The sequence below is a fragment of the Oceanispirochaeta sp. M1 genome (genome assembly GCF_003346715.1).
In the GTDB taxonomy this organism is placed as follows: domain Bacteria; phylum Spirochaetota; class Spirochaetia; order DSM-2461; family DSM-2461; genus Oceanispirochaeta.
The window spans coordinates 1-1,594 of record NZ_QQPQ01000116.1 but is presented as its reverse complement, the minus strand read 5'-3'; the positions used below and the strand labels follow the sequence as shown (position 1 = coordinate 1,594).

2 protein-coding genes are annotated in these 1,594 nt (G+C 38.3%); both read right to left on the bottom strand.

Features of this window, described 5'->3' with window-relative positions; all coding sequences use genetic code 11:
• Nucleotides 1-26 precede the first annotated feature (26 nt).
• The gene (locus DV872_RS26020; RefSeq protein ID WP_158547198.1) at nt 27-881 is read right to left on the bottom strand and encodes a transposase; all 855 of its coding nucleotides are present in this window, start codon (nt 879-881) and stop codon (nt 27-29) included.
• 125 nt (nt 882-1,006) lie between these two features.
• Nucleotides 1,007-1,471 (bottom strand): transposase, encoded by a 465-nt coding sequence (locus DV872_RS26015; RefSeq protein WP_114632890.1) that lies wholly within the window; start codon nt 1,469-1,471, stop codon nt 1,007-1,009.
• Nucleotides 1,472-1,594: the final 123 nt, after the last annotated feature.

The following is a 1,594-nucleotide window of genomic DNA, read 5'->3' as shown; positions in this document are numbered from 1 at the left end:
TAAATAGGGCTTACTGAAAAAGTCTTTCAGGCAACCCTAGTTCTCCTGATTTTGAATCTTTCTTCAATTTCTCTCATTTCTTTGGAACACATTTTGTCCAAGTTCATGACAAATATTGAAAGGAAGATCTCCGTTTCACTGGTAGATTGTAATTTTGATTTTATCAACCCCAAACCATACTTTCTTTTTGCAACACCAATACATCCTTCAACTGCGATCCTATCAACATCATCCTGATACCGTTGCTTTGATGCTGCTTTCAATTCCTCTTTATTTTTCTCAGTTTCTTTTGGGGGACGGCCAAGAGGTTTTCCCGTCATCCGAATATCCCGATCTTTACAATATTTTCGATTCTCTCGATTCTGGTAAATCTTATCCGCATGAACAGATTCTGGATAATAACCATATCGTTCTTTGTATTTTTCAATCTGATAAATCAAATCACCAGCTTCATTGAAGTTGGCCCATGAAAGATGGTCTATAAAACTGAACCCATCTGACAAACTGATAGACACTTTTGCTCCAAACTCTACAGGAGTTCCAGCCTTTCCACGAACGATCGGTCTGATGTGAGGCTGGGTAACACTTACGATCCTGTGATCTACTTTTCGCTCATTCCGTTCATACATCTGACGTTGTTGCCTATACAGATCTTTTACCACTGCGAAGCGGGCTATAAGTCGGCAAGGGACTTCAGTATCAATCCTGTTAAACATACGTTCAATGTGCTTAATATTTCGTCTCAGATAATTTAACTGCTTTCTGAGCGCTTTTCTCCTCACACTGTGCCCAGGTCTCCGTTTCTTCGTATAGGCAATAAAATCTTTATGAGCCACCTGTCTGTAATCCCTTGGTTTTTCTTCTTTTTTCTCAGTATCCAAAGGATATAGAAAATCAATAATTCGCTCTGTATTCTCACGGGCTTCATTCAGTAATGACATATCATTGGGATAGCGAATGTCTGAAGGACAACAAGTCGCATCCGCAATCAATTTCCCCTTATTTTTTAACTTTTTCCATTTTTCAGCTTCTTTCGGATTTTGCGGTTTTTTTTTAGTTCTTTTTCCTGGAATTCTCGAAACAAAATCTCATTGGCTTTCTGCATAATCTGTCCATTAAGCCTCTTCCGAAAATGGACCATTAAAGATGCATCAAATGGACGCTCTTCAATATAGCTTTCTAGACCAGTAAAATACTGAAGATAGGGGTTTTCCTTGATCTGAGCTACAACTTCCTCATCAGAAATCTGAAGTTTCTCCTTGATAATCAATGCCCCTAAGGCCATTCTAATTGATTTCGCTGGAGCTCCATTTCCGGTGGAAGAAAATTGTTTGGCGTAATCAGATTCAATCTTATCCCAAGGTATTTTATTGCTTAAAATCACCCATCTATTTGTTTCATCCAGGTGTCCTCCGAAAGGAAGGTAGAAATCCTCTATTTTCTGCTGTTCTTCAGATTCTTCTCTGTACATACTCACCTCAGCTGCAAAGGTTTTCGGTAATTTCTACCGTTATTCATGCATCTGAAGTCATTATATTAATGAATAACTCCTTTGTAAATTTAAACTTAGGATTTATTCAGCAGGCCCTAAATA